Here is a 3,305-nt window from a genome sequence, read left to right as displayed (position 1 = left end):
TTGGGATGAAATATGCTAACATTTATTTTTAAGAAATTTGAAAGCTGTATCGACCCTTTTAATGTTAAAAATAATATTTTTGATCAAAAGAACGTGCTTAAAGTATTAATAACTCTTGCTGGTAAATTCAAGCTATTAGCATTTTATCTGTTCATGCTTGGACTATTATGTTCAGGATGTGAGGTTTTTATCATTCATTCTTCAGGTAAGCTTGTTGATATGATCAGTGAAGCAGGTATAAGCCGGGCGTTCGTGGCTGAATCTTTAAAAGAAAACTATGCCTTTATCTGTATATTTGTTTCAGTTCTATTTGTTTTAAGGCCTATATTAAGAAGCGTAAACTTACTAACAATTAATCAATCAGTTTATTCGAGATTGAGTGCGCTGGTAAGATTTCAGTTATATAATGAAACGTTGAAAAATAAAATGGTTTTTTTTGATGAGAATAACCCAGGAAAAATAACTTCTTCGATATGGCAGGCCGGTCAGGCAGTCAATGAAATGGCTTCTTTGTTTTTTCAAAACATATGGATAACGATAGCTTTTTTTATTTTCTCCTTCTCGGTTATGGCTTCAATTAATCTGTACCTTTTCGTGCCTATATTAATATGGATGATTGCAAGTTTTTTTGTCGCTAAAATTTATGTGCCGCGAACAAAAAAATTAGCTCGTGAATCTGCAAATGAAGCAGTAAATGTGAATGGCACAATGAGTGATAACTTTAATAATATTCTAACAATAAAGTTATTTTCTGGTTCTGATGTTAAACACAAGTTTAACAGAACAGAGATGTCTTTAAAAATTTTTATCATGAAGTCAGCTTTCTATCTAAGAGCAATTACCTCAGCAGAATCAATTATGATCCTGGTTAGTTCATTCATCATTGGGAGCATAACCTTACTAATATTATATCTTTGGGTTTCAAATGGCATTTCCTCAGGAGAAGTTGCAGTAGTATATTCGTTAATATTCAAACTGGAAGGGCTTTTTACTACTCTGATGGATCAGTTTACGGCTTTATTTCGTGCCTATGCTTTGTTCAGTAATAGTGTTAGCACATTGCTTAATAATGATAAGGAGTCTGAGGGAAAGATAACTTTCAATATGATTGAAACAATCGAATTTAAAAATATTTCGATGAAATATGGTGATAAGTTGGTTTTAAAAAATTTGAGCTTTAAAATAAAAGCAGGCGAAAAAGTTGGCGTTGTTGGCGCTACAGGGTGTGGTAAATCGACGATTTTTAAATTGTTGCTAGGTTTGTATGATTATGAAGAAAGTGGGGAGGTGTTAATTAATACCTATAAAATAAAAGATATTGATTTATCCTGCCTCAGGAAAAATATTTCCTATGTTTCACAGGATGCTAATTTTTTTGACGAGACTTTAGAGTATAACATCAAAATTGCAAATAATAATTTAGGCAAGAGTGATATAGAGAATATATTTAAAAAAGTATGCCTGGAAGAACTTTTTGATGAAAGTACTCGTTTTCATAGCCTTTTGAATACTAAAGTTGGAAATAAAGGTGCTACTTTATCTGGTGGGCAATTGCAGAGGTTAAATGTAGCCCGTGGGTTAATTAAAGAACACAATGTTTTATTGTTAGATGAAATGACATCATCACTGGACCCTAACACAAGATTCAGAATGATGGCTAATATCAGGCAGTGCTTTAAAAATAAGACGGTTGTCTGCATTTCTCATCAACATGATATTCTGCTTGAAATGGATAGGGTGATATTTATAAAAAACGGTCGTGTAATGGCGGAAGGAAATCATCACGACCTGTTATTGAGTTGTAATGACTATGCCCAACATTGGGAGAGTGAAACGATGAAAGTGGAGCAATCTTGATGCACTCCTTTGATGCTTTGATGAACGCGTTGAGGAATAACTTACTGCATGATCACCAATGGCATCTGCATGGTAAGCATCCATCCTTTGCGACACGTTCGTTATGTTCAGTACATGCTGATAAATTTTGGAATGACAACAGACGTTTTGGGGATAGTAGTATAGTCATTGCCGTTGCTGACGATGGGTGCATGATTGACAATTTTTCAAACGAATACTCAGATAATATTGAAGGATTCGCCTATATTGAAAATGGTAAACTTAATCTTACTAAAGATAAGTCTAAAAAAAATAATATTTTTTCAAGTAAATTTAAACACGGAACTGCAATTTGTGGTTTGATTGCGGCACCTATAAGTAGTGTTCTTCCTGTGGGGGTTGCCCCTGGAGTAAAAATCCTACCGATCCGATGGCCTTATGATAATGGATTTATCATTAATCAGCTAGGGTTTCAGCAATTCGTGATGGCTCTTTCAGATAAGATTGATATATTTGTCAATACATGGTCAAAATTACCTGATTTCATTTTAAATAAAGAAAGCGTCGAGATGATTTCGTCTTTTTCCTCAAAAGGAGGCAGGAGAGGAAAAGGTATTCTGTTTCTTTGGGCGGCTGGTAATAGCAACTGCCCTATTAACTATGCTGGTGAGCAGAAGATTGTTTACTCATGCGATGCTAATAATAAAATTAGTTATTCATCTTCATTCAGTAATAATCTTAATGCTCATGATAATGTTTTAGTGATTTCAGCCATAAACTCTTTTTTTGAAAAGGCATCTTATTCTTGTTTTGGGCCTGGGGTTGACTTGTGTGCTCCATCGAATGATTTATATTTATCAGAAGGTGAAAATAAGTATTTAGGTCTTACTACATTATCCGCTGACTTGAATAATTTCACCCATAATTTTAAAGGTACAAGTGGAGCCTGTGCCATCGCCGCAGGTGTTGCAGCGTTAAATTTGTCGGTCTCTATGGATCAAACCGCTAACCAACTTGCTTACAATCTCAAACTCAATGCGTTAAGAGACTTAGATAGAAAATACGAAAAATATAAATGTGACGTTTTTTATGATAATCATAAAGTCAAACGTGAATTTATTTTTGATCTTGAAAAGCAAGATGATGAAATTTTTGAATTATTTTATGGTTGTGGAAGGATAAATTCCTTGTGTTTTTAATATAAGTAAGTTTTCCTTCGCTATACCCAAAATATTCGAGTTGCAGTGTAGTCCCCCGGTTTTTAGTACCATCGTCAATGAGGAACTCCGGTCGGTTTTCCGGGCCGTGAGAAGTCCATCGTCACCTTGTTTTCATAGGCCCATGGACCACGACCTGGAAATAAATTCGCTGCCGTTGTCGGTCTGCAGCCGTCCCGGCACGCGCTTGTGTAACTGTTTCAAACGCTCCATCACGGCGACCACATCCTCGCCGCGCAGCTCCGTCACGCC

Annotated in this window: 2 protein-coding genes and 1 pseudogene; 2 read left to right on the top strand and 1 reads right to left on the bottom strand. The window is 35.5% G+C overall.

From position 1 onward, the window contains the following. Window positions 1-12 precede the first annotated feature (12 nt). A complete protein-coding gene (locus tag Dpoa2040_RS14565; RefSeq protein WP_042871854.1) occupies window positions 13-1,857 on the top strand; it encodes an ABC transporter ATP-binding protein in 1,845 nt (614 codons plus the stop codon). Beyond that, entirely contained in the window at window positions 1,857-3,035 is a 1,179-nt protein-coding gene (locus tag Dpoa2040_RS14560) for a S8 family serine peptidase (protein ID WP_168641721.1), read from the top strand. Before Dpoa2040_RS14565 ends, Dpoa2040_RS14560 begins: the two co-directional genes overlap by 1 nt. Window positions 3,036-3,124: 89 nt before the next feature. Here Dpoa2040_RS14560 and Dpoa2040_RS14555 read toward each other — a convergent pair. After that, window positions 3,125-3,305, bottom strand: a pseudogene (locus Dpoa2040_RS14555) (transposase family protein); the annotation flags it as partial.

Origin of the sequence: Dickeya sp. CFBP 2040, assembly GCF_012273755.1 — a bacterium.
GTDB lineage: Bacteria > Pseudomonadota > Gammaproteobacteria > Enterobacterales > Enterobacteriaceae > Dickeya > Dickeya poaceiphila.
Note: the sequence above shows the minus strand (reverse complement) of the source record. Positions and strands in the feature narration are given on the sequence as shown.